Source organism: Mesorhizobium sp. CNPSo 4661, assembly GCF_057784215.1.
The window spans coordinates 29,763-56,221 of sequence record NZ_JBWGIO010000009.1 but is presented as its reverse complement, the minus strand read 5'-3'; the positions used below and the strand labels follow the sequence as shown (position 1 = coordinate 56,221).

Below are 26,459 nucleotides of genomic sequence, written 5' to 3'. Positions count from 1 at the left end.
CGAATTGTAGGAACAAACAGAATGCTTCTCATCCGCTGCCCCTATTGCGAGGAAGAGCGCCCGGAACTCGAGTTCCGCAATGCCGGCGAGGCGCATATCGCGCGCTCCACCAACATTGCCGCCGAGAGCGACGACGATTTCGAGAAATTCTTCTTCATCCGCGCCAATCCGAAGGGCGTCATCTATGAGCGCTGGCGGCACATCCATGGTTGCGCGCGCTTCTTCAACGCGGTGCGCGACACCGTCACCGACAGGTTCGTCATGACCTACAAGGCCGGCGAGCCGAAGCCGGCGAAACTGCCTGGAGCCGCGAAATGAGCGCCGCATTCCGTATCTCCGGCGCCGGCCGCCTGAGCCAGGCGAAGACCGCCTCGTTCAGCTTCGACGACAAGTCCTATACCGGCATCGAGGGCGACACGCTTGCCTCGGCGCTGCTCGCCAATGGCGTGCATCTGGTCGGGCGCTCGTTCAAGTACCACCGGCCGCGCGGCTTCCTCTCGGCCGGCGCGGAAGAGCCCAATGCGCTGGTGCAGATCGTGCGCGACGATGCGCGCAAGACGCCCAATGTGCGCGCCACCGTGCAGGAGCTCTATGACGGGCTGACGGCCAACTCGCAGAACCGCTGGCCCTCGCTCGCCTTCGACATCGGCGCCGTCAACGACATCGCCTCGCCGATGTTCTCGGCCGGCTTCTACTACAAGACCTTCATGTGGCCGAAATGGGCCTGGAAGGATCTCTACGAGCCGAAGATCCGCGCGGCCGCCGGCCTCGGCGTTTCACCCGAGAAGCCGGATCCGGACCACTATGCCGCGCGCTACGCGCATTGCGAGGTGCTGGTGCTGGGCGGCGGCGCCGCCGGCATTGCGGCCGCGCTCGCCGCTGCCGAAACGGGCGTGCGGGTGATCCTCGCCGACGAACAGGCCGAATTCGGCGGCAGCCTGCGCTTCGAGAGCGGCGCCAGGATCGACGGCCAGAGCGGCCATGCGTGGGCGCAAGCCGCAATCGCGAAGCTCAAGGCGATGGACAATGTGCGCGTGCTGTCGCGCACGACTGCCTTCGGCTATTACGCGCAGAATTTCGTCGGCTTGGTCGAGCGGGTCAGCGACCATCTCAAGAGCCCCGGACATGAGCTGGCGCGCGAACGCCTGTGGCAGGTTCGCGCCGGGCGCGTCGTGATCGCCACCGGCGCAATCGAGCGCCATATGGTGTTCGCCAACAACGACCGCCCGGGCGTGATGCTGGCTTCTGCGGCGCGCACATACCTCAACCACTATGGCGTCGCGGTCGGCAGGAATGTCGGCGTCTATACGGCCAACGATTCCGCTTACGCGGCGGCCATCGACCTCAAGAAGGCAGGCGTCAATGTCGCGGCGATCGTCGACCTGCGCGACAACCCGGCTGGACCGGCGATCGACGAGGCGAGGGCGCTCGGCATCGAGATCAATTTCGGCCGTGCGGTGGTCAGCGCCGGCGGCAAGCTGCGCGTGTCCTCCATGACCGTGCAACCGAAGAATGGCGGCGGCGAGCGGACCATTCCGGTGGACGCGGTCCTGATGTCGGCCGGCTGGACGCCGTCGGTGCATCTGTTCTCGCAGTCGCGCGGCAAGGTCGCCTTCAACGATGAGACCAAGCGCTTCGTGCCCGGCACCTATGCGCAGGACTGCGTCTCGGTCGGCGCCTGCAACGGCACAGACGGACTGGACGCGACGGTCGACGAGGCCTATGCGGCGGGCGCCAAGGCGGCGAAGGACGCCGGCGGCAAAGCCGGCAAGGGAGCCAAGCCGAAGGTCGACGCCGGCGAGAGCTGGTCGCGCGGCATGCTGGGCGCAGGGCCCGGTGCCGGGCCGGGTACCACGGTCAAGGCCTTCGTCGATTTCCAGAACGACGTCACCGCCAAGGACATCCGCCAGGCGGTGCATGAAGGCATGCACTCTATCGAGCACGTCAAGCGCTTCACCACCAACGGCATGGCGACCGACCAGGGCAAGACGTCGAACATGCATGGGCTGGCGATCGCCGCCGAGGAACTCGGCAAGCCGATCCCGCAGGTCGGCCTCACAACGTTCCGCGCGCCCTACACGCCGGTGACCTTCGGCTCGATCGTCGGGCATGCGCGCGGCGCGCTGTTCGATCCGACCCGGCGTACGGCGACGCATGGCTGGGCGGCCTCGCATGGCGCCGTGTTTGAGGATGTCGGCCACTGGAAGCGCGCGTGGTATTTCCCGAAAGCCGGCGAGGACATGCACAAGGCGGTCGACCGCGAATGCGTGACGGTGCGCAAGGTCGGCGGGCTGTTCGACGCCTCGACGCTCGGCAAGATCGAGGTGGTCGGGCCGGATGCCGCGAAATTCATGGAGCTGCTCTACACCAACCCATGGGAGAAGCTGGAAACCGGGCGCTGCCGCTATGGCATCATGCTGCGCGAGGACGGCTTCATCTATGATGACGGCGTCGTCGGTCGGCTAGCACCCGATCGCTTCCACGTGACGACGACGACCGGCGGCGCGCCGCGCGTCATGAACCACATGGAGGATTACCTCCAGACCGAGTTCCCGCATCTCAACGTCTGGCTGACCTCGATCACCGAGCAGTGGGCGGTGATCGCGGTGCAGGGGCCGAAGTCGCGCGAAATCATCGCGCCGCTGGTCGAGGGCATCGACATGTCGGATGAGGGAATGCCGCATATGTCGGTGCGCGAAGGCAAGATCTGCGGGGTGCCGACGAGGCTGTTCCGCATGTCCTTCACCGGCGAGCGCGGGTTCGAGGTCAACGTGCCGGCCGATTACGGTGAGGCGGTCTGGGAAGCGTTGTGGGCCGAAGGCCAGAAACATGGCGCGACCGCCTACGGCACCGAGTCGATGCACGTGCTGCGCGCCGAAAAGGGCTACATCATCGTCGGCCAGGATACCGATGGCACGGTGACGCCGAACGACGCCGGGCTCGACTGGGCGGTCGGCAAGAAGAAGACCGACTTCGTCGGCATCCGCGGCCTGACCCGGACGGATCTGGTGGCCAAGGGCCGCAAGCAACTCGTCGGCCTGAAGACCAAGGATCCAAAGGTCGTGCTGGAAGAGGGCGCGCAGATCGTCGCCGATCCGAAGCAGCCGATCCCGATGAAGATGATCGGCCATGTCACGTCGAGCTACTGGTCGGAGAATTGCGGCCGCTCGATCGCGCTCGCGCTGGTCGCCGGCGGTCGCGACCGCCTGGGTGAGACGCTCTACGTGCCGATGCCGAACGGCACGATCGAGGTCGAGGTCACAGGCATGGTGTTCGTCGACGAGAAGGGAGAACGCCTCAATGGCTAAGGCCACCGCCAAGACAAAAGCCGCTTCCGCTTCCGTCGAGCGGCGCCCAGCGCTTGCCGGTCGCACGGTGTCGGCGCCTGGCGTGAAGGTGGAGATGCTGCCGCCGGCCGAGCGTATTTCACTGCGCGCGCCGCAGGCTTCGCTTGCCGAACTCTCCAAGGCGCTCGGCGTCACGCTGCCGACAAAGCCGAAGACCTCGGCGACCAAGGACGGGCGCACGGCGCTGTGGCTCGGACCGGACGAATGGCTGATCATCGACGAGGCGGGCAACGATCCGCTCGCCGACTGCGCCAAGGTGACGGCGCTGCATTCGGCGGTCGGTATCTCGCACCGCAATGTCGGGATTTCGGTCGCTGGACCATCGGCCGCGGTGACGGTCAATTCGGGCTGTCCGCAGGACCTGTCGCTCGAGGCTTTCCCCGTCGGCGCGGCCTCGCGCACCATCCTCGGCAAATCCGAGATCGTGCTGTTGCGCACGGCGGCCGACGCGTTCCGGGTGGAGTGCTGGCGTTCCTTCTCGGACTATGTCTTTACTCTGCTGTCGGAAGCGGCAAGCGACGCGGCGAACTGATCTTCACGCTGCGCTGTCGGAAAGCCGCGCGGCAGGAACCATCGCCGGCCCTGTCCGTTTCCGCAGCTTGCGAGGGAGGTTGTCGATGCCGTCCAGAACCGCGCCGAAGTCGCCGAAGAAGACGGCGGCAGTCCGTTCGCTGGAGCAGGAGCGCCATCACGAGGTCGAGGAAGAGGAACTCGAGGAAGGCCTCGAGGACACGTTTCCAGCCAGTGACCCGGTGTCGATCACCAGCAGCGCCATCCCCGGCGCGCCGGCCAGGCCCGGCAAGGCCAAGGCCGTGGCGGGAACGAAACGGCCCAAGAAATAGGCTTCGGGCCGGTCCTCGAAGCTGCAGGCAAAACGAAAAAGGGCGGCCAAGTGCCGCCCATTTTCATTGATCGTCCCGACAGAACTTACAGGCCAGGCACGAACCACGGGCTGACGTCGATGCCAAGGCGCGGGGTCTTGGTCTGGGTCTTGGTGGCGTCCGCCTTTTCGACCGAACCGGTGGCGGTGCAATCGAGAACCACATTGGCCTTGGTCTGGACGCAGGCGGCCGGAGCGTGCTTGACCGACTGGGTCGTGCCGGCAAAAGCGGCGCCCGAGAAAGCCAGCACGGCGGCGAGGGTGAGGATGGTCTTCTTCATTTTCCGTCTCCAGTCATCTCTTTTCGTACATGTACGATACAGCGTACAAATACGGCGAGCGGAAACGGAATTCAAGAGGAAATCTGTACGTGTACGACAACTTTTTTTTGAACCTAGGAACTCGCCACGGCGAATCAAGCCGATGGTGGCGCAAAAACAGCTGTGGCGATCAGCAGTCGACCGGGGTTTCGGTGAGCGGCGGGATTTCGTGTTCCGACAGCGAGGCCATCATGAAGTTGCACATGCGCTTCACGTAAGTCTCGGGGTCGCCGAAAGGATAGAAGGGAAAGGTGATCAGCAACGAAATCGTGCCGTGGCCGACCGTCCACAGCATGGTCGCGATGGCGCGCGGATCGCCCTTGAGCTTGCCGGCCGCGACGCAGGCCTCGACGCGTTTGATCAGCACCTTCATGGCCGGATTGCCCTCTTCCATGTCCTCGTAGCTGCGGCCCTCGGGCAGCTTGGTCTTCTCGGTCATGAAGACGGTGCGATACTCATTGGGATTGCCGAGCCCGAAGGCGGCATATTCGGTCATCACCGCCTTGAGCGCCTCGACCGGATCGTCGGCGGGATGGTCCTCGATGCGCCGGGCGAGCGTTTCGAAGGCATCTTCGGCCAGCGCGAAGAGGATGTCCTGCTTGTCGGCGAAATAGGAATAGACCGACATCGGCGCATAGCCGACCCGCTTGGCCAGCTTGCGGATGGTCAGGCCCTCATAGCCTTCTTCCTGCACCAGCTTGTGAGCCGCCGCGACCAGTTCGGAGCGAAGCTCCGCCTTTTGTTTTTCGCGGCGTTTCTGAACGCTCGGCGTCAATGTCCGCTGCCTTTTTCGTTGGTTGCCTGACGAAATTATATACGCTGTACGGAAACGGACAAGAGAGCGCTCCGGTTCCGCAACGTCCGTTCAAACTCTTCGGTTAACGCGATTGCGGAGCCTAGAACGTTTCACCGTTTCACGGAAACGGCGAAACGCTCTATCTCTTTGTTTTTACGCAATTCCGAACGGAAAACCGATCACCTTTTCCTGGAATTGCTCTAGCCGTTCCCCAGCACGTTCAAATGGCGCCGATGCCGCCGTCGAGCGCCAGCGCATGGCCGGTCATGAAGGAGTTGCCGGGGTCGGCAAGGAACAGGATGCCGGTGGTGATCTCATCGACCTCGCCGACGCGCTTCATCGGCACGCCGCGCGTAAGCTCGGCAAGCGCTTCGGCTTCGGGCGCTCCGGTGAAACGCACGAAACCGTCGACCATCGCCGTGCGGGTGTGGGCCGGGCAGACGGCGTTGATGCGGATCCCTTTGCTGGCATATTCCGCGGCGGCAGAGTGGGTCAGCCCGACGACGCCGTGCTTGGCGGCGGCATAGACCGAAAGCTTCGGCGCGCCGGAGAGACCGGCGACCGAGGCGATGTTGACGATGACGCCGCCCTTGCCGCTTTCCCTGAACTGCCGTTCCAACTGAGGGATCTGGTGCTTCATGGCATAGAACACGCCGAGCAGGTCGACCTCGACCACGCGGCGCGCTTCCTCCGAGGTCACCTGTGGCAGGCGCACGAAGGCGTGCACGATGCCGGCATTGTTGACGGCGATGTCGAGCCGGCCGAATTTTTGAACGGCAAGCTTCACCAGGTCCTCCGAGAGTTTTTCGTCGGCAATGTTGCCGGCAAGGTGAGCAGTCTCGGCGTCGAGCGTTGCGGCGAAACCGCCGAGCGCAGTCTCGTCGATATCAGAGAGCACGAGCCGCGCCCCTTCGGTGGCGAAGGCTTTTGCCGCGCCGCTGCCGAGGCCGCCGGTCGCGCCGGTGATCAGCACCGTCATCCCATCGAAACGGCCCATCGCTCGGCTCTCCGCTTTCACCTGTTCTCGTCGATTAGTTCCGCCGCAAGCGCGGCAAGCAGCTTCACCGCCTCGCCATAGGTCTTTGCCTTTTCCGGATTGGAGGCGTTGCCGTCCAGCGCGCGGCGATAGACGCCCTGGCAGATCGCCGCCAGCCGGAAGAACGAGAAGGCGAGGAAGAAGGTCCAGTTGTCGATCTTCTGGATGCCGCGCCGCCTGCAATAGGCCGCGACATAGGCCTCCTCGGAAGGCAGGCCGGCAGCGGCGCGGTCGACGCCGTCAAGGCCGCGAAAGCCCGAGGCATGCGGCAGGCGCCATTGCATGCATTGATAGGCGAGGTCGGCGAAGGGGTGGCCGAGCGTCGACAGCTCCCAGTCGAGCAGCGCGATGACTTTCGGCGCATCGGGCGCGAACATCATGTTGTCCAGCCGATAGTCGCCATGGACAAGCGACACGCGGCCGTCATCGGCCGGCATATGCGTTTCGAGCCATGCAATCAGCCTGTCGATATCGGCTATGGTTTCGGTTTCGGAGGCCCGGTATTGGCCGGCCCAGCGCGCGAGCTGGCGCTCGAAATAGCTGCCGGGCTTGCCGAAATCGCCAAGGCCGACGGCGCCGACATCGACATCGTGCAGGGCGGCAAGCGTCGCGTTCATCGCGTCGTAGATCGCGGCACGCTCTTCATTGCCCGAAACCTCAGGCAGCGACGGATCCCAGAAGATGCGGCCGTCGAGATATTCCATGACGTAGAACATGCGGTCGATCGGAGAGTCCTCGCCCGACAGATGCAGCATGCGCGGCACCGGCACAGTCGTGCCGGCGAGCGCCCGCATGACCCGGAATTCGCGGTCGACCTGATGCGCGGATTTCAGCAGTTGTCCCGGCGGCTTGGCGCGCAGCACATAGCGGCCACTGGCGGCGGTCAAAAGATAGGTCGGATTGGATTGCCCGGATTTGAATTTTTCGATCGCGGACAGGCTGGCAAAACCCGGGATATGCGCCTCGAGATAGGGCGCTAGCGCCGCCTGGTCTATGGCACCGGCCTCGCTGCTCATGCGTTCTCGGGCTGGCGCTCGATCAGCGTCAAGGTCAGCCAACGCGCCGTCAGCGCCGGCTTCTTCGAGCCTTCGATCTCGATGGTCACGTCATGCGCGGTCTGCACCCAGCCCGAGGGCCTCACCTTGACGTCCGCCAGCACGAAATGGGTGCGGATGCGCGAGCCGGTCTTCACCGGCGCCAGGAAGCGCAGCGTATCGAAACCGTGGTTGACGCCCATCTTGCCGTTCTCCAGCGGCGGCATGGTCTCGAAGGTCATTGCCGACAGAAGCGACAGCGACAGGAAACCATGCGCGATGGTGCCGCCGAAAGGCGTCTCGCGCTCGGCGCGCTCCGGATCGCAATGGATGAACTGGTGGTCGTCGGTCGCATCGGCGAACTGGTCGATCATGCGCTGCGTCACCGTTCGCCAGGGCGAGACGCCGACCTCCTTGCCGACGCTTGCCAGAAGCGTATCGAGACTGATCGGTTCCACGCTGATGTCCTCCGCACCCCCGCCCGGACTACGGTTCCTCGAACCGGGCGTCTTATTCCTTGAACAACGTCATTCCATGCTGCACCGACTGGCCGCCGTCGATCGGCAGGATGGCACCGGTGACATAGCTTCCGGCTCGGCTGCACAAATAAAGCGTTGCGCCGGCAATGTCATCCGCCACGCCGATGCGGCCGAGCGGAACATGGTTACCGACATGTTTCGCCTGCTCCTCGGTCGCGGTGGCAAACGCCGTCATCCGGCTCTGGAAAGGACCCGGTGCAAAGGCGTTGACGGTGATGTGGCGGGCGGCGAACTCGATCGCCAGCGTGCGTGTCAAATGATGCACCGCCGCTTTCGAGGCCGCGTAGGAATAGGCATCGTCGGCCAGCGGCTGGGTGCCCATCACCGAGCCGAGATTGATGACGCGGGCAGGATCCTCCTGGCTCGCGGCGGCGTCGAGCAACGGCAACAGCTCCCGCGTCAGGTGGAAGACGGCGGTGACATTGACGCCGAACACCTTGGCCCAGGCGTGGTAAGGGAAATCCTGCAGCGGTGCGCCCCAGGAAATGCCGGCATTGTTGACCAGGATGTGCAGGTGCTCCGTGCGCGCCTTGACCTCGGCGACTAAAGCGGCGATGCCCGCTTCGCTGGACACGTCGCCGGCGAAGCCCTCGGCATGGCCGGAGCCGCCGAGCGCGTTCAAGTCGTTGGCGACTTTCGTGCAATCCTTACCCTTGCGCGAGGCGATCATCACATGAGCGCCGGCGCGGACCAGACCGGTTGCCACCATGCGGCCGATGCCGGTCGCCGCACCCGTCACCAGCGCGGTCTTGCCGGCGACCGAGAACAGCTTGTCCAGATAGCTCATTGCATTTCTCCGCACATCTCGATCAAACCGGCGAGGGACTCGCGTTGACAAGGCTAGCCGAAGTACGGTCATCCTTGCCACGGGTAAAGATCTATCTTCGGAAAGGCCGTAAGCGATGACGGATATGAATCTCGGCATGAGCGAGCGGCTGAAGCCAATCCATCAGCGCGTGGCGGCGATGGTGCGCGACGAGATCGCGCCGCTCGGCGAGGAATTTCTCGCCGAGATCGGCAAGGGTGGCGACCGCTGGTCCTATACGGCGAGGCAAACGGAAATCCTGGAAGGCCTGAAGAAGACGGCGCGGGAGCGCGGGCTGTGGAATTTCTGGCTGACCGACTCCGGGCGCGGCTATGGTCTTTCCACTGTCGAATATGCCTATCTGGCGGAAGAGATGGGCAAGGCGCATCTCGGCGCCGAGACTTTCAACTGCTCGGCGCCCGACACCGGCAACATGGAAGTGCTGGAGCGTTACGGCTCGGAAGCGCACAAGCGAGACTGGCTGGAGCCGCTGCTCGAGGGCAAGATTCGCTCGGCCTATCTGATGACCGAGCCGGACGTCGCCTCCTCGGACGCGACGAACATTTCGATGCGTTGCGAGCGGCAGGGCGACGACTATGTGCTGAACGGCGAGAAATGGTGGGCTTCCGGAGCGGGCGATCCGCGCTGCGCCATCTATATCGTCATGGTCAGGACCGGCTCGGACGCGGAGCCGCAGCATCGACGGCATTCGATGATCCTGGTGCCGGCTGACAGCAAGGGCATCAGCAAGTTGCGGCCAATGCAGGTCTATGGCGACGACGACGCGCCGCACGGCCATATGCATCTCAGATTCGACAATGTGCGGGTGCCGGCGGCAAACCTGATCCTCGGCGAGGGCAGGGGGTTCGAGATCGCGCAAGGCAGGCTCGGTCCTGGCCGCATCCACCATTGCATGCGCGCCATCGGCCAGGCCGAGATGGCGCTGGAAATGTTGTGCCAGCGCTCGGTGCGGCGCGAGGCCTTCGGCCAGCCCCTGGCAAAACTCGGCGCCAATTTCGACATTATCGCCGAATGCCGGATGGAGATCGAGATGGCGAGGCTGCTCTGCCTCAAGGCGGCCTGGATGATCGACCAGGGCGATGCGCGCGCCGCCGCGCCCTGGATCAGCCAGATCAAGGTAGTGGCGCCGCGCGTCGCGCTGAAGGTCACCGACGAGGCGGTGCAGATGTTCGGCGCGCAAGGCATCAGCCAGGATACGCCGCTCGCCCGCTCCTGGACGCATCTGAGGACGTTGCGGCTGGCCGACGGGCCGGATGCTGTGCACCGGCGGCAGGTGGCGCGCACGGAACTGAGGAAATACACGCAGGAAAAGGTCTGACGATCATGACGCTTCCATCGCAAATGCGGGGCTTGCTGCTTGTCGGCGACGGTTACACAAGGACGCCCTCGGCGGCCGCGCTGGAGGCAATGGAGCCCTATCTCCAGCCCGGCAGCATCGCGGTGCCGGCGCCCGGTCCGTCGCAGGCGCTGATCAAGGTCAGCCTCGCCTCGATCAACCCGTCCGATATCGCCTTCATCAAGGGCCAGTATGGCCAGCCGCGGGTCAAGGGCCGGCCGGCGGGTTTCGAAGGCGTCGGCACCGTCGTCGCCACCGGAGACGACGCCTATGCCAGAAGCCTCGACGGAAAGCGTGTTGCCTTCGCCACCGGCGTCTCGAACTGGGGGGCATGGGCGGAATATGCGGTTGCCGAGGCGGCTTCCTGCATCCCGCTCATCGACACGGTGCGCGACGAGGATGGCGCCGCGATGATCGTCAATCCGCTGACCGCCTTGGCCATGTTCGACATCGTCAGAGAGGAAGGCGAAAAGGCCTTCATCATGACCGCGGGCGCCAGCCAGCTCTGCAAGCTGATCATCGGGTTGGCGAAGGAGGCGGGTTTCCGGCCGATCGTCACGGTGCGTCGCGACGAGCAGATACCGCTGTTGAAAGAGCTCGGCGCCGCCCACGTGCTCAACGAGAAGGCGGCAGATTTCGAGGCGGCGTTGCGCGAAGCGATGAAGGCAGAGCAGCCGCGCATCTTCCTCGACGCGGTGACCGGGCCGCTGGCTTCCGCCATCTTCAACGCCATGCCGAAACGCGCGCGCTGGATCGTCTACGGCCGGCTCGACGCCGAGCCGACGGTGATCCGCGAGCCCGGCCAACTGATCTTCCAGCACAAGCGTGTCGAAGGTTTCTGGCTGGCCGAATGGATGCGCCAGTTCCGCGACCGGCTGGGCCCGGCGGTGCTGGAAGCGCAGAAGCGCTTTTCCGACGGACGCTGGTCGACCGACGTCACGGCGGTGGTGCCGCTGGACGCAGCCATGGCGCGGCTTCCGGCCGAGCTCGCCAAGCCCAACGGAAAGGTGTTCATCAGGCCGTAAGCACCCGGGTGCCGATTGCAGGTGTTCAGATCGCGGCCCAAAGCCTCGAACACAAAGCTGTGATCGACAAGGCAGCGGCGGAAAAATGCCGCTGTTGCGCCGTCCCTTGCCCCGCGCCGACAGCAGTCACGCTTGGATGTCTTATTCCATTTCGATGTGATATCTCGCCGGCGGTGAAGCCAGGCGGCGATGGGAAAGCCGTCCTGGTCGGAACGCGGGGTGCGCTATGACGGTAACCAAGCCGGTTTTCGACCGTTTGGGGTTTTGGCTATGGGTCGGGTCGTTTCTGATCGTGCTTGGGCTGGCGCTATGGTCGCCCGACACGCGTTCGGTGGTCCATATCTACGGACATGGCAGCGAAGCTTTCCTGAACCGTGAGCCGCTGTATCACGTCCAGGCCGCGATGGGGTATCTTTACGCGCCCGCCTTCGCCGCCCTTTACGTTCCCCTGGTGAAACTCGGGCCGCATCTGGGCAGCGTTCTTTGGCACGTGCTGGGCTTCGGCGCGCTGACCTTCGCCGCAATGCGTCAGGTGCGCAAGATCGGCGGCCAGGAACAGACATGGCTGCTGTCCTTCGGTCTGTTCCTCGCCTTGCCGATGGCGCTGGCCGCGCTTCGCAACGGCCAGGCGACGATCCTGCTCACCGGGGCGTGCTGGTTTCTCACGCTGTCGGCGCTCGAGGGGCGCCGGGCTGAAAGCTTCTTCTGGGCCACGCTTGCGGTCATAGCCAAGCCGACCGCGATCATCATGCTGCTTCTGGTGGGGGCGCTGCGTCCCAGGCTGATACCGGTGCTGGCGCTGGCGGTCCTTCTCGTGCTCGCCATCCCCTATGGTTTTGCGCCCGCGGACTACATCAACGCCCAGTACCAGGATTTCTTCCGCATGCTGACGTCGATGACGGTCGACCCGACCGGTTCCTTCGTTCCGGCCGACTTCACGGCGCCTTTCACGCGGTTTGGGGTGCCGCTTTCGGAATCCCAGGCGACGATCGTGCGCGTCGTCGCGGGTTTGCTTACGCTGTGGGCGGTGCTCCAGTTCGACCGCAGGCTGGACGCCAACATTAGCGGACTGGCCATATTCCTCATTGCGGCGTTCTACATGTGCGTCTTCAATCCGCGGGTCGAGCAGAACACCTATGCCATGGTGGCGGTGCCAGCTGGCCTTTGCATCGCCCTGCTGTGGCGGGAGAAGGGAGCCGGGGCCATGCGCTGGTTTTTGGCAACGCTCCTCTTCGTCACCGGGCTGACCAGTGTCGATCCGCGGCTGCACGATCTTTTCCACCTATGGTTCCGGCCGATCAGCATCAGCATAATCGCCTGCCTGCTCGTCGGCTGGTTCTGGACGCAAGGCCGACAGAATGTGCCGACCCCCGGAGCTGTAGCGCATGGCTGAGATGCTCGACGTCATCGCGCCCTTCTTCAACGAGGCCGAATCCGCCATCGCCTTCGTCGAGTTGCTCGACAGGCTGGAAGTGGCCGTGGCGGAGCGCTTCGGCATGACCGTCCGCAAGATACTCGTCGACGACGGCAGCCGCGACGGCAGTGCCGAGACATTCGCCGCGTCGTTGTCGGGCTCCTGGGAAATCGTGCGGCTCAGCCGCAATTTCGGCAAGGAAGCGGCGGTGCTCGCCGGCCTTGATCATTCCCGCGGTGACATGGTCCTGATCATGGACTCCGACCTCCAGCATTCCATGGACATCAGCCTGAGGATGATCGGCGAACTGGTCGAGGATCCGGAGATCGATGTCGTCTACGCGCAGAACGACCGGCGCGAGGGGAGCTGGCGGCGCAGCCAGCTGGCGCGGCTTTTCTACAAGCTGATCAACAGCAGCCAGCGTTTCGATATTCCCGAGAATGCCGGGGACTTCCGCGTCATGCGCGGCGCGGTGGCGCGGGCCTTGACCAGCGTGCGCGACAAGCGCCGTTTCAACAAGGGCCTGTTCGCCTGGGCCGGCTTCCGCCAGAAGGCGGTGCTCTACTCGCCGGAGAACCGCGCCGGCGGCACGTCGAAGTGGACAAGGTTCAACCTGATCGCGTTCTCGCTCGAAGGGTTCACCTCGTTCTCCGTGATCCCGCTGCGCGTCATCAGCCTCATCGGATTGCTGGGGGCATTTGCCGGTCTCGCCTATGGCGTGAAAGTGCTCTTCGAGGTGCTGTTCTACGGCATCGCCGTGCCTGGCTACCCCAGCATCATGGTCGCCGTCGTGCTGCTGGGCGGTCTCAACCTGGCGCTGCTCGGCCTGATCGGCGAGTATGTCTGGGTGACGCTCAGCGAAAGCAAGGACCGGCCCGTCTACATCGTGCGCGACGTCCTGCATGGCAATGCCGCCGAGCGGGTTGCCGCCGACAAATGACCAGGTCGATCCGCCTGATCGCCGACGACTACGGCCTGGCGCCGGGGGTATCGAGCGCGATCCTCGACCTCATCGAGCGCGGCCGCCTGACCGGCACCAGTTGCATGACCGGCTTTCCCGAATGGGAGGAGGCGGCGGCGCGCATCAGGCCGTTGCGTCAACGGGCGGCCGTCGGGCTGCACCTCACCCTCACCGATCAGATCGCGGTGACCGGTTCGTCCAGCCTGGCGCCGGAAGGCAAATTGCCCGGACTTGCCTCGCTTGCGCTGCCGGTGCGGCGCGGGCGCATCGACGAGCGGGACGTTCATGCCGAGCTCGACGCCCAGTACGACCGCTTCACCGAAGCGCTGGCCGGCCCGCCGGACCACATCGACGGGCACCAGCATGTGCATTTCCTTCCCGTGGTACGACATTGGCTGCTCGCGCGTTTTGGAGAAAGCGCACGCAGGCCCGCGCTACGAGGCGCGCCAGGGTTTTCCGGCCTGGACGCGGCGGCCAAGGTCGCGGCGATCGCCACTCTGGCCGCGGGCTTCAACAGAGCGATGCAACGGGCGGGCTTCAGCCTCATGACGCCGCTTTCCGGCATCTATGACTGGCGACAGCCGGAGAAATTCGCTTCGACGCTGCGCGCCGCGCTCGACACCTTGCCAGAACAAGGGGTGTTCATGTGCCATCCGGGCCATGTCGATGACGTGTTGCGCGCTCGCGACCCGATGCAGGGCGCACGTGAGGCCGAGTTCACGGTTCTTTCCTCGCAGGATTTCGGCGTCAGCCTCGACAAGGCCGGAACTCGCGTCATGGACGGTCGCGCATGACCGGCGCCGGCCAGCCGCAGCGTTCGACCGGCAACAAGATCGTCCGCTTCGCCATGGTCGGGCTGGTCAACACCGGCATCGACCTCGCCGCTTTTTTCCTGCTGCTCAAGCTCGCGGTGCCGGCTTTGGCCGCCAATGTCGGCGCCTGGTTCGTCGCCGTGCTCTTCTCCTTCGTGGCGAACGGCTTCTGGTCGTTCGAGCGGGACCCGAACATCCGGCTGCACCATTCCTTCCTGCGCTTCGTCTCGCTGGGAGCGCTGATTTCGCTTGGCGTCTCCAGCCTCTCGATCGCCGTCCTGGCCGGGACCGTCGGCGTGTGGCCGGCCAAGATCATCGGCGTCCTGGTGGCGGCTGTGCTGAACTTCCTGGCGGCGCGCTGGTCGATCGAGGGCCGGCTGTTGAAATAGTCTACGCGGCCGGCTCCGCGTCAGGGCCTGATCCAACCATGATCTTTCCGAAAACCGGGTCCCACTTTTCGGTATCATGGTCGATGTAAAGCCGGATTGCCGCCGCGGTCCCGATCCTTGCCGCGTTTTCGCGGGGGCCGGATGTGCTAAAGCGTGTCACACTGAAACGAATTTTGGGCGACGCGCTTCAGGTCTTTAGTTTTGATGGATGTCGTCGCCCCGGAACCGTTGCGCGCTTCTGGGCAACTGCATTAGCGCAAGCTCTCCAGGTCGCGGATGCGCTTGGCGCCGGCGGCTTCCAACTGCCTGGTCACAGCACCGATCAACGTCTCAACGACGACGAACAGGGCGGCGGACGAATCCCAGGCCGAAGGCACGGCGGTGCGCCCGGCGATCACGTGGCGGGCGAAGCGGGCGATCGGCGAAAGCCATTGGTCGGTGAACAGAATGATCTGCACGCCGCGGTGATGTGCCTTCTCGGCAAAGCGGACGAGACTTTCCTGGTAGCGGCGGATGTCGAAGATCACCAGAACGTCGCGCTTGCCCATGTCGATCAGGCGGTCGCGCCAGATGCTCTCCTGGCCGGCGAGATGATAGACGTCCGGCTGGATGATGGCCAGGTGGGCGGCCATGTAGCGCGCCAGCGGATCGGTGAAGCGACCACCGATGAGGAAGGTCTTGCCGCGCCGCTCGGCGAGCCGCGCGGCGATGTCGGCGAGCTGCTTGTCGGTGAGATGCCGGAAGGTCTCGCGCATGTTGTCGAGCGTCGCCTCGAGCATCGGCGAGGCGGCGCCGCCGGCCGAGGACGGATTGAGCGTGCGCGAAGCGGGCGACTGCAATTGCGCCGCCAGCTCATCCTGCAGCGCCGACTGGAATTCAGGATAGTTCTGGAAACCGAGCCTGGCGACGAAGCGCAAGATCGTCGGCGAGGACACGCCGGCCGCGGTCGAGAATTCGGCGACGGTCTTCAGCCCGGTCAAAGGATAGTTGGCAATCAGCGTCTGCGCGGCGCGGCGCTCGCCGGCCGGCATCGTGCCGATGCGGTCCGAGATCAGTTCGGCAATGCTGGAAACCATGGTTTTCCCCCGCCTGTTGGCCCGCCGACGCCGTTTTCCCGAATTCGCGTTTGACAAAGCCGGTCAAACTGTATGAAATCATTCACAGGGACGCAATGAGGCAAAATACGTAACATACGATACAGCGCTCCCCAGGGGACGGCAGTATGGAGAAAGCACGGCCCGCCAGCCTTGCACCGTATGAAACCGTAAGGGTGACCAACCCTGGCGGACTCAGTCCTTTCGTCTTCACCTGCGACCACGCTTCCAACGTCCTGCCCGCCGAGTTCGGAACGCTTGGCCTGCCGGCTGCGGACCTTTCGCGCCATATCGCCTGGGACCCGGGCGCGCTTCCTGTCGCACTCCGCATGGCCGAGGCGCTGGACGCGACCTTGATAGAGACCCGTGTGTCGCGGCTGGTCATCGATTGCAACCGGCCGCTCGACGCGCCGGACCTCGTTCCGCCGGTCAGCGAAACGACAGCCATTCCCGGAAATTCGGGCTTGTCCGACAAGCAGCGCGCCGCGCGCATCGACCTTGCCTGGCGCCCGTTCCACGACACGATTGCCCAAATCGTCGAACGGCGGCTGGCGCGCGGCCAGGAGACGCGGCTGGTGTCGGTCCACTCCTTCACGCCGATCTACAAGGGCAAAAGCCGGCCATGGCATATCGGCATCATCCATGACGAGGATCGCCGCCTGGCTGCGCCGCTGATATCGGCGCTGCGGCGGCTCTCCGGCGTCACAGTAGGCGTCAACGAACCCTATTCGCCGGCCGACCGCGTCTATTTCACGCTGGAACGGCATGCGCGCTCGCGCGGGCTGCCCTGCGCGATGATCGAAATCCGCAACGACGAAATCGCCGGCGAGACCGGACAGCGGAAATGGGCGGATCTGCTCACCGGCATCTTTTCTAACCTGGAGCCCGAGGAGGCCAGGGGCTCCCGACAACGCACAATGGGAAAGTCAGTACAATCGGCCAGCTAAAAACCAATAGGGGACTTCCAACATGACAACACCGGATCACAAGTCGGAGGACGTAAAAATCCTTCACAGCATGGGTTACGCCCAGGAATTGGCGCGCCGCATGGGCGGCTTCTCCAACTTTGCCATTTCCTTTTCGATCATTTGCATCCTGGCTGGCGGCATCACATCGTTCCCGCTGGCCATGGCCACCGGCAGCGGTTTTGAGGCGACCATCGGCTGGCTCGTAGGTGGCCTGTTCGCCCTTGTCGTCGCCGCTTCGCTCGGCCAGATCGGCTCGGCCTATCCTACCGCCGGCGGTTTATACCACTGGTCCTCGATTCTCGGTGGGCGCGGCTGGGGCTGGGCCACGGCCTGGATCAATCTGCTCGGCCTGATCTTCGTCGTCGCTTCGGTCAATGTCGGTGTCTATCTGTTGTTCCAAGGGCTGGTCGCTGGTCCGATCCTCGGCCTGGACACCTCGACCTGGGGCTTCTGGCAACAGACGGCGGCGGTCGTCATCATTACCGTCACCCAAGGCCTGTTCAATCATCTAGGCATCAAGACGACGACGAGGCTGACCGACTTTTCCGGCTATCTCATCCTCGTCGTCGCGGTGGTGCTGACGCTGACCTTCCTGATCTGGGGCGCGCATGGCTTCGATCTTTCGCGGTTGACGACTTTCGTCAACACGACCGGCGATCTGGGCGGCGGCTATGTTCCGACGGCCCGAACCGCGTTCGTGGCCTTCCTGATCGGCCTTCTCTATCCGCTCTATACGATCACCGGCTTCGACGCCTCGGCGCATACCGCCGAGGAAACCCACAACGCCCGCGTCGCGGTGCCGAGAGGCATGATCCATGCAGTGCTGTGGTCGCTCATCTTCGGCTTCGTCATGGCCGTCTCCTTCGTGCTGGCCAGCCCAGATCTGGCGGCGACCGCAAAGGACGGCGGCAATGCCTGGTTCAACCTGTTCAACAACCTGCCGGCGCCGACCTGGTTGAAAGACCTGCTCGGCATCTCAATCGTGCTGTCGAACTATCTGTGCGCGCTGGCCGGGCTCACGTCGACCTCACGCATGATCTTCGCCTTTTCGCGCGACGGAGGCCTGCCGGGGTCGTCACTGTGGAAGCAGGTTTCGCCGACCTGGCGCACGCCCGTCCCGGCCATCTGGCTCGGCGTCGTGCTGTCGATCGCCGCCACGCTTTACTCGCCGGCTTTCGCAGCGTTGGCGGCCGGCTGCGCCCTGTTCCTCTATGTGTCTTATGCGATGCCGGTGGCGGCTGGCCTTCTTGCGGAAGGCAAGACCTGGACCGAATTCGGTCCGTTCCGTCTGGGCATGTGGTCCAAGCCGTTCGCCATTATCACCGTCCTTGGCGTTCTGGTCCTGATGTATGCCGGTATCCAACCGCCCTTCGATATCTTGATCAACTATGCCATCGGTTTGATCATCCTTCTCGCGGTGCTGTGGTTCGGCCTCGAATCCCGGCGGTTCAAGGGCCCGCCGATCGGCGCCGATATTGCTCGTCGTCAGGCGGAAATTGCGGCAGCCGAAGTGGCAGTAGGCGAAACCGGTCAGTGAAATCGACCATCGAGCCATGGCCGGCATCGCGCCGGCCATGGTTTTCTTAATGTTCCTCATCTGACAAGCCCGAAAAGACAAGCACTGGAGCGCCAAAGGAATGGCCGGAAATTTCTCGTTCGATCAGTTGAAGAAAGCGGTCTCGAACGGCGAGATCGACACGGTGCTGGCCTGCATCGTCGATATGCAGGGCCGGCTCGCGGGAAAACGCTTTCTGGCCCAGTATTTCGTCGATTCCGCGCATGGCGAGACGCATGGCTGCAACTATCTCTTGGCCTGCGACATCGATATGGAGCCGGTGCCGGGCTACAAGGCGGCAAGCTGGTCGAAGGGCTATGGCGACTTCGTCATGAAGCCTGACCTGTCGACGCTGCGTCGCATTCCGTGGCTGGAAAAGACGGCGCTGGTCATCTGCGACGTGCTCGACCATCACACGCATGACGATTTGGCACACTCCCCCCGCGCGATCCTGAAGAAGCAGGTCAAGCGCCTGCAGGAGCGCGGCTATATCGGCTATTTCGCCTCCGAGCTCGAATTCTACCTGTTCAGCGAAACCTACGATTCGGCGCGCAAGAAGCACTGGCAGGGGCTCGATAGCGCGTCGCCCTATATCGGCGATTACCAGATCGGCATCACCAGCAAGGAAGAAGGCGTCATGCGCCGGCTTCGCAACGAGATGGAAGCTGCCGGCATTCCGATCGAGAACTCCAAGGGCGAGTGGGGACCGGGCCAGGAAGAGATCAATGTGCGCTATGCCGAGGCGCTCGACATGGCCGACCGCCACGTCATCCTGAAGAACGGCGCCAAGGAGATCGCCGATTCCGAGGGCAAGGCCATCTCCTTCATGGCCAAGTACAATTACGGCCTCGCCGGCAATTCCAGCCACATCCACAATTCGCTGTGGAGCGCGGACGGCAAGACTCCGCTGTTCTTCGACAGACAAGCCGACTGGACGCTGTCGAGCCTCGGCCAGCAATGGGCCGCCGGACAGCTCAAATACGCCAAGGAATTCACTTGGTTCCTGGCGCCCTACATCAATTCCTACAAGCGCTTCCAGGCGGGCACCTTCGCGCCGACCAAGATCATGTGGAGCGAGGACAACCGTACCGCCGGCTTCCGGCTCTGCGGCGAGGGCACCAAGGGCATCCGCATGGAATGCCGCATCGGCGGCGCCGATCTCAATCCGTATCTCGCCTTCGCCGCCCTGATCGCGTCCGGCCTCGCCGGCATCGACGAGAAGCTTGAGTTGCAGAAGCCGTTCGTCGGCGACGCCTATCAGGCCTCGCGCCTGCCTGAGATCCCGAAGACATTGCGCGACGCCACCGAGACGCTGGCCAAGTCGAAAATGCTGAAGCAGGCCTTCGGCGACGACGTGATTGAGCACTATGTGCACACCGCCCGCTGGGAGCAGTTCGAATACGACCGCCGCATCACGGATTGGGAACTGCACAGAGGGTTCGAGCGATACTAAAGCTGTAATAGGCGTTGACTGAACCTAACTAAAGCTGTAGTTCCAGCTTAGTTAGGTTCGGGAGCGTAAAAAATGGGAAAATACTCGCCTTTGCGTTCGTATCTTATGGCTCAAGCCGGTGAGCGGGTCCCGATGTCGTTCAGCGACATCGAGAAGCTGCTGGGTGAAAGGTTACCGGCGTCCAAGCAGTATCCCGCTTGGTGGAGCAACAATCCCAGCAACAATCCGATGACCAAGGAGTGGCTGGCCGCCGGCTTCCAGACGGAGTCGGTCAATATCGCCGGCGAAAAACTGGTGTTTCGGCGTTCTCCGCAAGGAACGGCAGGGGGGCAAGCCGGGGAAGGAGGTTCGGGGCGCCGGTCAGGCTTCATGGAGGATAAGGTGGGTTTCAAGAACGCACCGGACATGAGCGGCAAGAGCCAAGACTATATCGTGCCGCCTCGGGGCGGCGATCCGCTGTTTGGATGCATGGCCGGGACTCTCACGCTTCTTCCCGACGTCGACTACACCGCCCCTGCGGATCCGGACTGGGGCAAAGTGTATGACGACTGATGGGATATTGCTGGACACGTGCTTCATGCTGTGGCTGTCGACCGAACAGCCGGTCGCAAGAGCGGCCGTTGATAAGGTGGCCAGCACGCGAAAGAACGGTGGCGTGATCGCTGTTTCGGTCATGTCGGCCTGGGAAATCGGAATGCTCGTCTCCAAGGGCCGGCTTCCGTTCATCAAGTCGCCGCTTGCATGGTTCGAAGGGTTCGTGAAAGCCGGTGCCACCAGCGTCGAGGGGATCGACAGCGAGCTCTTGGTCGAATCGTCGTTTCTGCCCGGCGCCGTTCACAATGACCCGACGGACCGGATCATCATAGCGACGGCCCGTTCGAGGAACCTGGAAATCATCACCCGCGATCGCGCCATCCTCGCCTATGGCGCGGCGGGCTTCGTCAAAACAGTACCTTGTTGATTGGAGACGTCTTCTTGGAAACGGTAAAACTCAAATCCCCCATCGACGGCTCGATCTATGCCGAGCGGCCGGTCGCGACCGACCAGGCGATCAACGCGGCGGTCGAGCGCGCCAGGGCGGCGCAGGAGAAATGGGCCGAGACGCCGGTCGTCGAACGCGGCAAGTACATGCTGGCGATGCTCGAGGCGCTGGTCGCCATGACCGACGAGATCGTGCCCGAGATCGCCTGGCAGATGGGACGGCCGGTGCGCTATGGCGGCGAGTTCGGCGGCGTCAAGGAACGCACCAGCTACATGGTCGAGATCGCCGAAGCCGCGCTGAAGCCGGTCCTGGCCTCCAATCCGAAGGACGGCTTCCGCCGCTATGTGAAGAAGGTGCCGCTCGGCGTCGTGCTGGTGATCGCGCCTTGGAACTATCCCTATCTCACCGCGGTCAACACCATCGTGCCGGCCTTGATGGCGGGCAGCGCCGTCATCCTCAAGCATGCCGCGCAGACGTTGCTGGTCGGCGAGCGCTTCCAACGGGCTTTCGACAAGGCCGGCCTGCCCAAGGGGCTGTTCCAGAACCTGGTCATGAACCACGCCCAGACCGAGAAGCTGCTCGGCTCCGGCAAGATCGATCATGTCAACTTCACCGGCTCGGTCGGCGGCGGCCGCGCCATCGAGAAGGCCGCGGCCGGCACTTTCATGACGCTCGGCCTCGAGCTCGGCGGCAAGGACCCGGCCTATGTGCTGCCCGACGCCAAGATGGACCATGCGGTCGCCAACCTGGTCGATGGCGCTTTCTTCAATTCCGGCCAGTGCTGCTGCGGCATCGAGCGCGTCTATGTGCATGAGAAGGTCTATGACGAATTCGTCGAGGGCTTTGTCGCCGAGACCAGGAACTATGTCGTCGGCAATCCGCTGGAGCAGGCGACCACCATGGGGCCGATGGCGCAGGCGCGTTTCGCCGACCTGATCCGCGAGCAGAAGGCCGAGGCACTGCGCAAGGGCGCCAGGGCGCATATCGACATGAAGGTCGAGAACGACAGGGCCGGCTCGCCCTATCTGGCGCCGGAGGTGCTGACCGAAGTCGATCACCAGATGAGCGTCATGCGCGAGGAAAGTTTTGGGCCGATCGTCGGCATCATGAAGGTGCGCAACGACGAGGAGGCGATCGCGCTGATGAACGACAGCCCCTATGGGCTGACGGCCTCGATCTGGACCCGCGACACCGAGCGCGCGGTGGTGATCGGCGACCGCGTCGAAACCGGCACAGTGTTCATGAACCGCTGCGACTATCTCGACCCGGCGCTGGTCTGGACCGGCGTCAAGGACACCGGCAAGGGCGCAGCCCTTTCGGCCATCGGCTACGACAATCTGACCCGGCCAAAATCCTATCACCTGCGCGAAGCAATCTGACTTTTTGAAAGACAAGACATGTCCAAGCTGATCTCCAAATGGAACTACCCCACCACCGTCCGTTTCGGCGCCGGGCGTATCAAGGAACTGCCGGACGTACTGGCTGCCACGGGCATCAAGCGCCCTCTCTTCGTCACCGACCCGGGCCTGGCGAAACTTCCGGTCGTCGCCTCGACGCTGAAAATCCTCGACGACGCCAAGGTTCCCTATGGCGTTTTTTCGGAGGTGAAGCCGAACCCGGTCGAGTCCAACCTCACCGCCGGCATCGCCGTGTTCAAGAAGGGCAAGCATGACGGCGTCATCGCCTTCGGCGGCGGCTCGGCGCTCGACCTCGGCAAGCTGATCGCCTTCCAGGCCGGGCAGACACGGCCCGTATGGGATTTCGAGGACGTCGGCGACTGGTGGACCAGGGCCAACTCGGACGCGATCGCGCCAATCATCGCCGTGCCGACCACGGCGGGAACCGGCTCCGAGGTCGGCCGCGCCGGCGTCATCACCAATGAGGCGACCCACACCAAGAAGGTCATCTTCCATCCGAAGCTTCTGCCGGCGATCGTCATTGCCGATCCGGAGCTGTCGGTCGGCATGCCGGCCTTCATCACCGCCGGCACCGGCATGGACGCGCTGGCGCATTGCCTCGAGGCCTATTGCGCGCCGGGCTACCATCCGATGGCCGACGGCATCGCGGTGGAAGGCATCCGGCTGGTGTTCGAGAACCTGCCCAAGGCTTTCGCCAACGGCAAGGATCTGGTTGCCCGCGCTCATATGATGAGCGCCGCCGCCATGGGCGCCGCCGCCTTCCAGAAAGGGCTGGGTGCCATCCATTCGCTGTCGCATCCGATCGGCGCGCTCTACGACACCCATCACGGCATGACCAATGCCGTGTTCATGCCCTATGTGCTCGCCTTCAACAGGGAGAGCATCGAGGAGCGCATCGCCCGGCTCGCAGCCTATTGCGGTATCAAGGGCGGCTTCGACGGCTTCGCCAAGGCGATCATCAAATTGCGCAAGGAGCTCAAGGTGCCGCATGCGCTGCCCGGCCTGATCAAGGGCCTTGACATGGACAAGAAGCGAAAAGGCCTGATCGCCGACATGGCGGTGGTCGACCCCACCGCCGGCGGCAATCCGGTCAAGCTCACCAAGAAAGCGGCGCTGACGCTGCTCGAAAATGCGATCGCCGGCTCCGTCTGAGAGCCGGCTTTCAATGCCGAAGAGTTGAATGAAGGGGCGTTCCAGAGCGGGAGGGAGAGGGCAAAAGGCAAGGTGACTAACCATTAGCCGGAAAATTAAGTGCGGGCTAATTGCTACAGTCTGTTAAAAAGAGTTAACTTTTTTGGCCGCGGGCTCGGGTTTCAAAAAGCCTTCATCTGGCTGTCACACGAAAACGATACCCGCATCGCAGGCGCTTAAGCGCGCCAGTTCAACGGAGAGAACACATGTTCAAGTTCACGGGGAAAGTGCTTTCCCTCTCGGCCGCGACGCTCTTCGCGTCGACGGTGATTTCGTCCGCTGCTTCGATGGACGATCTCGTCAAGGCCGCGAAGGCTGAAGGCCAGCTCACTGTCATCGCGCTTCCGCATGACTGGTGCGGCTACGGGGCAGTGATCGACGCTTTCAAGGCTAAATATCCGGAAATCAAGGTCAACGAACTCAACCCGGACGCCGGTTCGGGCGACGAGGTCGAGGCGATCAAAGCCAACAAGGACAACAAGGGCCCGCAGGCGCCTGACGTGATCGACGTCGGCCTCTCCTTCGGCCCGACCGCCAAGAAAGACGGCCTGCTGATGCCTTACAAGGTGTCGACCTGGGACTCGATCCCGGACAGCGCCAAGGATGCCGACGGCGCCTGGACAGGCGACTACTACGGCGTGCTTTCCTTCGAAGTGAACAAGGATCTGGTCAAGGAATCGCCGGCCGATTGGGCCGACCTGCTGAAGCCGGAATTCGCCAACACCGTCGCGCTCGCCGGTGATCCGCGTGCTTCGAACCAGGCCATCCAGGGCGTCTATGCCGCCGGCCTTTCGACGGGTGCGGCCGCTGGCGAAGCCGCCGGCACCGCCGGTCTCGACTTCTTCAAGAAGCTCAATGCCGCCGGCAATTTCGTTCCGGTCGTCGGCAAGTCCGCGACGCTGGCGCAGGGCCAGACGCCGATCCTGATCACCTGGGACTACAACGCGCTCGCCGGCCGCGACACGCTGAAGGGCAACCCGCCGGTCGACGTCATCGTGCCGAAGACGGGCGTCGTCGCCGGTGTCTACGTGCAGGCGATCAGCGCCTTCGCGCCGCATCCGAATGCCGCCAAGCTGTGGTTGGAGTATCTCTACTCCGACGAAGGCCAGATCGGCTGGCTGAAGGGCTACTGCCACCCGATCCGCTTCAACGACCTCGCCAAGAACGGCAAGATCCCGGCGGACGTGCTGGCCAAGCTGCCGCCGGCCGAGTCCTATGCCGCGGCCGTGTTCCCGACGCTCGATGAGCAGGCCAAGGCCAAGGAAGTCATCAGCAAGAACTGGGACGCCACCGTCGGCGCCAACGTCAAGTAAGACTTGAAATGCACCGGGCGGCCAAACGGCCGCCCGGCTTTCTCTCGAAGACGGTGCCGGCGCATGACCGATCTCTCGCTTTCAAATCAGTCGATTGCCACCAAATCCGCGCCGCCAAGTCAGGCAACGGCCTTTCGGCTGCCGACGCAGTGGATTGGTGTCGCGCCTTTCTTCGTTTTTGTGCTGATGTTCCTGATCCTGCCGACGATCTATCTCGTCATCGGCGCGTTCGAGACCGGCGAAGGCGGGTTCACGCTGGACAACATCCTGCAGCTGGTGAGCGATCCTTCGATCAGCAATTCCTACTGGGTTTCGATCAAGATCAGCTTCTGGTCGGCCATCATCGGCGCGTTCGCCGGGCTCGCGATAGCGATCGCCATCGTGCGCGGCGGCCTGCCCAGCTGGGTCCGTTCCGCGACGCTGACCTTCTCCGGCGTTGCCTCCAATTTTGCCGGCTTGCCGCTGGCCTTCGCCTTCATCGCGACGCTCGGCCGCGTTGGCATCGTGACCGTGCTGCTGCGCGACATATTCAATCTGAACATCTATGCGATGGGGTTCAACTTCCTCACCACATGGGGCCTTATCGTGGTCTATCTGTTCTTCCAGATCCCACTGATGGTGGTCATCATCGTGCCGGCGATCGACGGCTTGAAGAAGGAATGGAACGAGGCAGCGGCCACGCTTGGCGCCACGCAGTGGCAGTACTGGCGGATGGTGGTGATACCGGTGTTGTTCCCAAGCTTCCTCGGCACCGTCATCCTGTTGTTCGCCAATGCCTTCGGCGCCATCGCGACGGCCTATGCGTTCTCCGGCCCGCAGCTCAACATCGTGCCCATCAAGCTCTACTCGCAGATCAACGGCGACGTGCTGCACAACCCGCAGCTCGGCTATGCGATCGCCTTCGGCATGATCGTCATCACCGGACTCGCCAATGTCTTCTACATCTGGTTCCGGACCCGTTCCGAGAGGTGGCTGAAATGAAGTCGGGCAAATTCTGGGCCTGGGTCGTCTTCGGTATAGGCACGGCCTATTTCTTCATTCCGCTGCTCGCGACATTCGAGTTTTCGATGCGCATGCGGCGCGGTGTCCATTCCTTCGACGCCTATCAGGTCGTGCTCGGCGACCCACGCTTCCAGGCGACGTTCCTGTATTCGGTCATCGCTGCGATCTTCACCATCGTCCTCGGTGTGCTGGTCGTGGTGCCGGCGGCCTACTGGATCCGCCTGCGCCTGCCTCAAATCAGGCCGATCGTCGAGTTCATCACACTGCTGCCTTTGGTCATTCCAGCGATCGTCATCGTGTTCGGCTATATCCGCATGTACGGCTCGAACTCGCCTCTGCCTTTCCTGTCCACCGACTTGGGCGCCAGCGCCCTGCTGGTGATTGGCTATGCGACGCTGGCGCTGCCTTATATGTACCGTGCCGTCGACACTGGCCTTCGCACCATCGATGTCAGGACATTGACCGAAGCAGCGCAGATTCTAGGCGCCGGCTGGACCACGATCATAACCCGCGTTATTCTGCCCAATGTACTGATCGCGGTGCTGTCGGGCGCGTTCCTGACCTTCGCCATCGTCATCGGCGAATTCACGATGGCGAGCCTGCTCAACCGTCCGGCGTTCGGGCCGTATCTGCAGAACATCGGCGCCAACCGCGCCTATGAGCCGGCAGCCCTTGCCATCATCGCCTTCGCGATTACCTGGGGCTGCATGTCGCTGATCCAGATCCTGTCCCGTTTCGCGCCGAAATCGGCGAACCGACCGAATTGAC

Annotated in this window: 27 protein-coding genes; 20 read left to right on the top strand and 7 right to left on the bottom strand. The window is 63.5% G+C overall.

Annotated elements, in window-relative coordinates; all coding sequences use genetic code 11:
• Positions 1 to 21: 21 nt before the first annotated feature.
• The 4 genes from AC0YKC_RS14765 (at position 22) to AC0YKC_RS14750 (ending at position 4,189) form a co-directional block, all read left to right on the top strand.
• Complete coding sequence (locus AC0YKC_RS14765; RefSeq protein WP_434723926.1) at positions 22 to 318, top strand: sarcosine oxidase subunit delta; 297 nt, start codon at positions 22 to 24, stop codon at positions 316 to 318.
• Positions 315 to 3,308 (top strand): sarcosine oxidase subunit alpha, encoded by a 2,994-nt coding sequence (locus AC0YKC_RS14760; RefSeq protein ID WP_488511565.1) that lies wholly within the window; start codon positions 315 to 317, stop codon positions 3,306 to 3,308. The genes AC0YKC_RS14765 and AC0YKC_RS14760 overlap by 4 nt, the downstream gene beginning before the upstream one ends.
• Positions 3,301 to 3,879 carry a sarcosine oxidase subunit gamma gene (locus tag AC0YKC_RS14755; RefSeq protein ID WP_488511564.1) on the top strand — a complete coding sequence of 193 codons (579 nt, stop codon included), beginning with the start codon at positions 3,301 to 3,303 and terminating at the stop codon, positions 3,877 to 3,879. Before AC0YKC_RS14760 ends, AC0YKC_RS14755 begins: the two co-directional genes overlap by 8 nt.
• A gap of 85 nt (positions 3,880 to 3,964) precedes the next feature.
• Entirely contained in the window at positions 3,965 to 4,189 is a 225-nt protein-coding gene (locus tag AC0YKC_RS14750) for a hypothetical protein (protein ID WP_488511563.1), read from the top strand.
• 85 nt (positions 4,190 to 4,274) lie between these two features.
• Here AC0YKC_RS14750 and AC0YKC_RS14745 read toward each other — a convergent pair whose 3' ends face one another.
• The 6 genes from AC0YKC_RS14745 to AC0YKC_RS14720 form a co-directional block, all read right to left on the bottom strand.
• A complete protein-coding gene (locus tag AC0YKC_RS14745) occupies positions 4,275 to 4,508 on the bottom strand; it encodes a DUF680 domain-containing protein (protein WP_320293061.1) in 234 nt (77 codons plus the stop codon).
• A gap of 169 nt (positions 4,509 to 4,677) precedes the next feature.
• Positions 4,678 to 5,322, bottom strand: coding sequence for a TetR/AcrR family transcriptional regulator (locus AC0YKC_RS14740; RefSeq protein ID WP_488511562.1), 645 nt, complete (start codon positions 5,320 to 5,322; stop codon positions 4,678 to 4,680).
• A 241-nt stretch (positions 5,323 to 5,563) separates the two neighbouring features.
• Positions 5,564 to 6,340: an SDR family NAD(P)-dependent oxidoreductase gene (locus tag AC0YKC_RS14735; protein WP_488511561.1), complete on the bottom strand. Its 777-nt coding sequence runs from the start codon at positions 6,338 to 6,340 to the stop codon at positions 5,564 to 5,566.
• Between the two features lie 17 nt (positions 6,341 to 6,357).
• Positions 6,358 to 7,395 carry a phosphotransferase family protein gene (locus tag AC0YKC_RS14730; protein ID WP_488511560.1) on the bottom strand — a complete coding sequence of 346 codons (1,038 nt, stop codon included), beginning with the start codon at positions 7,393 to 7,395 and terminating at the stop codon, positions 6,358 to 6,360.
• A complete protein-coding gene (locus AC0YKC_RS14725; protein ID WP_430699199.1) occupies positions 7,392 to 7,871 on the bottom strand; it encodes a MaoC family dehydratase in 480 nt (159 codons plus the stop codon). Before AC0YKC_RS14725 ends, AC0YKC_RS14730 begins: the two co-directional genes overlap by 4 nt.
• Before the next feature lie 52 nt (positions 7,872 to 7,923).
• A complete protein-coding gene (locus AC0YKC_RS14720) occupies positions 7,924 to 8,739 on the bottom strand; it encodes an SDR family oxidoreductase (RefSeq protein WP_488511559.1) in 816 nt (271 codons plus the stop codon).
• Between the two features lie 115 nt (positions 8,740 to 8,854).
• Here AC0YKC_RS14720 and AC0YKC_RS14715 point away from each other — a divergent pair, with 115 nt between their 5' ends.
• The 6 genes from AC0YKC_RS14715 to AC0YKC_RS14690 all read left to right on the top strand — a co-directional run bounded on the left by AC0YKC_RS14715 (position 8,855) and on the right by AC0YKC_RS14690 (position 14,715).
• Positions 8,855 to 10,096 (top strand): acyl-CoA dehydrogenase family protein, encoded by a 1,242-nt coding sequence (locus tag AC0YKC_RS14715; protein WP_488511558.1) that lies wholly within the window; start codon positions 8,855 to 8,857, stop codon positions 10,094 to 10,096.
• Between the two features lie 5 nt (positions 10,097 to 10,101).
• Positions 10,102 to 11,139 (top strand): zinc-binding dehydrogenase, encoded by a 1,038-nt coding sequence (locus AC0YKC_RS14710; RefSeq protein WP_488511557.1) that lies wholly within the window; start codon positions 10,102 to 10,104, stop codon positions 11,137 to 11,139.
• A gap of 226 nt (positions 11,140 to 11,365) precedes the next feature.
• Positions 11,366 to 12,532, top strand: coding sequence for a glycosyltransferase 87 family protein (locus tag AC0YKC_RS14705; RefSeq protein WP_488511556.1), 1,167 nt, complete (start codon positions 11,366 to 11,368; stop codon positions 12,530 to 12,532).
• Positions 12,525 to 13,493, top strand: coding sequence for a glycosyltransferase family 2 protein (locus tag AC0YKC_RS14700; RefSeq protein ID WP_434723915.1), 969 nt, complete (start codon positions 12,525 to 12,527; stop codon positions 13,491 to 13,493). Before AC0YKC_RS14705 ends, AC0YKC_RS14700 begins: the two co-directional genes overlap by 8 nt.
• Positions 13,490 to 14,308 carry a ChbG/HpnK family deacetylase gene (locus AC0YKC_RS14695; RefSeq protein ID WP_434723914.1) on the top strand — a complete coding sequence of 273 codons (819 nt, stop codon included), beginning with the start codon at positions 13,490 to 13,492 and terminating at the stop codon, positions 14,306 to 14,308. The genes AC0YKC_RS14700 and AC0YKC_RS14695 overlap by 4 nt, the downstream gene beginning before the upstream one ends.
• Entirely contained in the window at positions 14,305 to 14,715 is a 411-nt protein-coding gene (locus AC0YKC_RS14690) for a GtrA family protein (protein WP_488511554.1), read from the top strand. The genes AC0YKC_RS14695 and AC0YKC_RS14690 overlap by 4 nt, the downstream gene beginning before the upstream one ends.
• Positions 14,716 to 14,966: 251 nt before the next feature.
• On the opposite strand, the gene AC0YKC_RS14685 is transcribed toward AC0YKC_RS14690, so the two are convergent.
• Positions 14,967 to 15,791, bottom strand: a complete 825-nt coding sequence (locus AC0YKC_RS14685; protein ID WP_488511553.1) for a MurR/RpiR family transcriptional regulator — start codon at positions 15,789 to 15,791, stop codon at positions 14,967 to 14,969.
• A 146-nt stretch (positions 15,792 to 15,937) separates the two neighbouring features.
• Here AC0YKC_RS14685 and AC0YKC_RS14680 point away from each other — a divergent pair, with 146 nt between their 5' ends.
• The 10 genes from AC0YKC_RS14680 (at position 15,938) to AC0YKC_RS14635 (ending at position 26,458) form a co-directional block, all read left to right on the top strand.
• Positions 15,938 to 16,756, top strand: coding sequence for an N-formylglutamate amidohydrolase (locus AC0YKC_RS14680; protein WP_434723912.1), 819 nt, complete (start codon positions 15,938 to 15,940; stop codon positions 16,754 to 16,756).
• 22 nt (positions 16,757 to 16,778) lie between these two features.
• Positions 16,779 to 18,314 (top strand): amino acid permease, encoded by a 1,536-nt coding sequence (locus AC0YKC_RS14675; protein WP_320293074.1) that lies wholly within the window; start codon positions 16,779 to 16,781, stop codon positions 18,312 to 18,314.
• A 100-nt stretch (positions 18,315 to 18,414) separates the two neighbouring features.
• A complete protein-coding gene (locus AC0YKC_RS14670) occupies positions 18,415 to 19,785 on the top strand; it encodes a glutamine synthetase family protein (RefSeq protein WP_320293075.1) in 1,371 nt (456 codons plus the stop codon).
• Between the two features lie 72 nt (positions 19,786 to 19,857).
• Positions 19,858 to 20,337 (top strand): DUF7662 domain-containing protein, encoded by a 480-nt coding sequence (locus AC0YKC_RS14665; protein ID WP_434723911.1) that lies wholly within the window; start codon positions 19,858 to 19,860, stop codon positions 20,335 to 20,337.
• Positions 20,327 to 20,746: a type II toxin-antitoxin system VapC family toxin gene (locus AC0YKC_RS14660; protein ID WP_320293077.1), complete on the top strand. Its 420-nt coding sequence runs from the start codon at positions 20,327 to 20,329 to the stop codon at positions 20,744 to 20,746. Before AC0YKC_RS14665 ends, AC0YKC_RS14660 begins: the two co-directional genes overlap by 11 nt.
• A gap of 14 nt (positions 20,747 to 20,760) precedes the next feature.
• Positions 20,761 to 22,146, top strand: coding sequence for an aldehyde dehydrogenase family protein (locus AC0YKC_RS14655; RefSeq protein WP_488511552.1), 1,386 nt, complete (start codon positions 20,761 to 20,763; stop codon positions 22,144 to 22,146).
• Between the two features lie 18 nt (positions 22,147 to 22,164).
• A complete protein-coding gene (locus AC0YKC_RS14650) occupies positions 22,165 to 23,337 on the top strand; it encodes an iron-containing alcohol dehydrogenase (protein WP_320293079.1) in 1,173 nt (390 codons plus the stop codon).
• A gap of 245 nt (positions 23,338 to 23,582) precedes the next feature.
• On the top strand, positions 23,583 to 24,689 hold the full coding sequence (locus AC0YKC_RS14645; RefSeq protein WP_488511551.1) for an ABC transporter substrate-binding protein: 1,107 nt from the start codon (positions 23,583 to 23,585) through the stop codon (positions 24,687 to 24,689).
• Between the two features lie 63 nt (positions 24,690 to 24,752).
• Entirely contained in the window at positions 24,753 to 25,670 is a 918-nt protein-coding gene (locus tag AC0YKC_RS14640) for an ABC transporter permease (RefSeq protein ID WP_430699200.1), read from the top strand.
• Positions 25,667 to 26,458 (top strand): ABC transporter permease, encoded by a 792-nt coding sequence (locus AC0YKC_RS14635; protein WP_320293081.1) that lies wholly within the window; start codon positions 25,667 to 25,669, stop codon positions 26,456 to 26,458. Before AC0YKC_RS14640 ends, AC0YKC_RS14635 begins: the two co-directional genes overlap by 4 nt.
• Position 26,459 lies beyond the last annotated feature (1 nt).

Coding starts and splice junctions, on each gene's coding strand:
- AC0YKC_RS14765 (WP_434723926.1), top strand. CDS start 22: ATGCTTCTCATCCGCTGCCCCTATTGCGAGGAAGAGCGCCCGGAACTC.
- AC0YKC_RS14760 (WP_488511565.1), top strand. CDS start 315: ATGAGCGCCGCATTCCGTATCTCCGGCGCCGGCCGCCTGAGCCAGGCG.
- AC0YKC_RS14755 (WP_488511564.1), top strand. CDS start 3,301: ATGGCTAAGGCCACCGCCAAGACAAAAGCCGCTTCCGCTTCCGTCGAG.
- AC0YKC_RS14750 (WP_488511563.1), top strand. CDS start 3,965: ATGCCGTCCAGAACCGCGCCGAAGTCGCCGAAGAAGACGGCGGCAGTC.
- AC0YKC_RS14745 (WP_320293061.1), bottom strand. CDS start 4,508: ATGAAGAAGACCATCCTCACCCTCGCCGCCGTGCTGGCTTTCTCGGGC.
- AC0YKC_RS14735 (WP_488511561.1), bottom strand. CDS start 6,340: ATGGGCCGTTTCGATGGGATGACGGTGCTGATCACCGGCGCGACCGGC.
- AC0YKC_RS14730 (WP_488511560.1), bottom strand. CDS start 7,395: ATGAGCAGCGAGGCCGGTGCCATAGACCAGGCGGCGCTAGCGCCCTAT.
- AC0YKC_RS14720 (WP_488511559.1), bottom strand. CDS start 8,739: ATGAGCTATCTGGACAAGCTGTTCTCGGTCGCCGGCAAGACCGCGCTG.
- AC0YKC_RS14715 (WP_488511558.1), top strand. CDS start 8,855: ATGACGGATATGAATCTCGGCATGAGCGAGCGGCTGAAGCCAATCCAT.
- AC0YKC_RS14710 (WP_488511557.1), top strand. CDS start 10,102: ATGACGCTTCCATCGCAAATGCGGGGCTTGCTGCTTGTCGGCGACGGT.
- AC0YKC_RS14705 (WP_488511556.1), top strand. CDS start 11,366: ATGACGGTAACCAAGCCGGTTTTCGACCGTTTGGGGTTTTGGCTATGG.
- AC0YKC_RS14700 (WP_434723915.1), top strand. CDS start 12,525: ATGGCTGAGATGCTCGACGTCATCGCGCCCTTCTTCAACGAGGCCGAA.
- AC0YKC_RS14695 (WP_434723914.1), top strand. CDS start 13,490: ATGACCAGGTCGATCCGCCTGATCGCCGACGACTACGGCCTGGCGCCG.
- AC0YKC_RS14690 (WP_488511554.1), top strand. CDS start 14,305: ATGACCGGCGCCGGCCAGCCGCAGCGTTCGACCGGCAACAAGATCGTC.
- AC0YKC_RS14685 (WP_488511553.1), bottom strand. CDS start 15,791: ATGGTTTCCAGCATTGCCGAACTGATCTCGGACCGCATCGGCACGATG.
- AC0YKC_RS14680 (WP_434723912.1), top strand. CDS start 15,938: ATGGAGAAAGCACGGCCCGCCAGCCTTGCACCGTATGAAACCGTAAGG.
- AC0YKC_RS14675 (WP_320293074.1), top strand. CDS start 16,779: ATGACAACACCGGATCACAAGTCGGAGGACGTAAAAATCCTTCACAGC.
- AC0YKC_RS14670 (WP_320293075.1), top strand. CDS start 18,415: ATGGCCGGAAATTTCTCGTTCGATCAGTTGAAGAAAGCGGTCTCGAAC.
- AC0YKC_RS14665 (WP_434723911.1), top strand. CDS start 19,858: ATGGGAAAATACTCGCCTTTGCGTTCGTATCTTATGGCTCAAGCCGGT.
- AC0YKC_RS14660 (WP_320293077.1), top strand. CDS start 20,327: ATGACGACTGATGGGATATTGCTGGACACGTGCTTCATGCTGTGGCTG.
- AC0YKC_RS14650 (WP_320293079.1), top strand. CDS start 22,165: ATGTCCAAGCTGATCTCCAAATGGAACTACCCCACCACCGTCCGTTTC.
- AC0YKC_RS14645 (WP_488511551.1), top strand. CDS start 23,583: ATGTTCAAGTTCACGGGGAAAGTGCTTTCCCTCTCGGCCGCGACGCTC.
- AC0YKC_RS14640 (WP_430699200.1), top strand. CDS start 24,753: ATGACCGATCTCTCGCTTTCAAATCAGTCGATTGCCACCAAATCCGCG.
- AC0YKC_RS14635 (WP_320293081.1), top strand. CDS start 25,667: ATGAAGTCGGGCAAATTCTGGGCCTGGGTCGTCTTCGGTATAGGCACG.